This window comes from Dehalococcoidia bacterium (assembly GCA_025054935.1).
Taxonomy (GTDB): Bacteria; Chloroflexota; Dehalococcoidia; order SpSt-223; family SpSt-223; genus JANWZD01.
The window spans coordinates 1-636 of the sequence record JANWZD010000057.1 but is presented as its reverse complement, the minus strand read 5'-3'; the positions used below and the strand labels follow the sequence as shown (position 1 = coordinate 636).

Here is a 636-nt window from a genome sequence, read left to right as displayed (position 1 = left end):
CTTTGAGGGCGTTGCGCTCGATTTGCGTGAGCGTTTCGGGCGCGATGAAATTGTCGGGCGAAACGCCTTTGCGTCGTTGCTCGGCATGGTGCGCAAGCCGAAGCGTCATCATAAAGTCAAACGCCTCAATGGCGTTGTCGAGCAAATTCGGGCGGAGCAAATTTTTTTCTTTGGCGACTTCGAGGCGAGTCCATGTGTTCGCGCTTTTGCCTTTGGTTTCAAACGAGAGAAGGCGCGCGCCGTCGACGAGCGGACGCAAGGCGCGCTCTTTGAGATTGAATTGGTTTTTATGCGCCCCCGAATCTTCAAGCAAAAACGTGCCAAAGAAGCCGAGCGGCGGTCTCGTTTGCAAGGCGTTTTGCGTCATAAAGAACATAAATTGCCTTGCGGTCTCGATTTCCGAAAAGAGATGCGCCCGCAACTCCTCCACGAGAGACGCTTCGCCCCAAAGGGCGCGAAAGTCAAAAAAAATGGAGGCGTTCAGAAGCGACTTCGGGCTTGCCGAATGAACCCACTTCGAGAAGTTTCGCTTCCAGCCCGAAAGGGATTGGCAGAGGTCGGGATTGGTCGCCATAATGTTGCCCTTGCATTTGGGAAAGCCGACCTTGTCCAAATCCTCGACGACGAAGGAAGCGA

The 636-nt window shown here is 54.1% G+C and carries 1 protein-coding gene; it reads right to left on the bottom strand.

Annotation, left to right across the window (positions count from 1 at the left end):
• A partial coding sequence (locus NZ773_16250; GenBank protein ID MCS6803479.1) for a DUF294 nucleotidyltransferase-like domain-containing protein occupies positions 1-636 on the bottom strand: 636 nt, incomplete at both ends.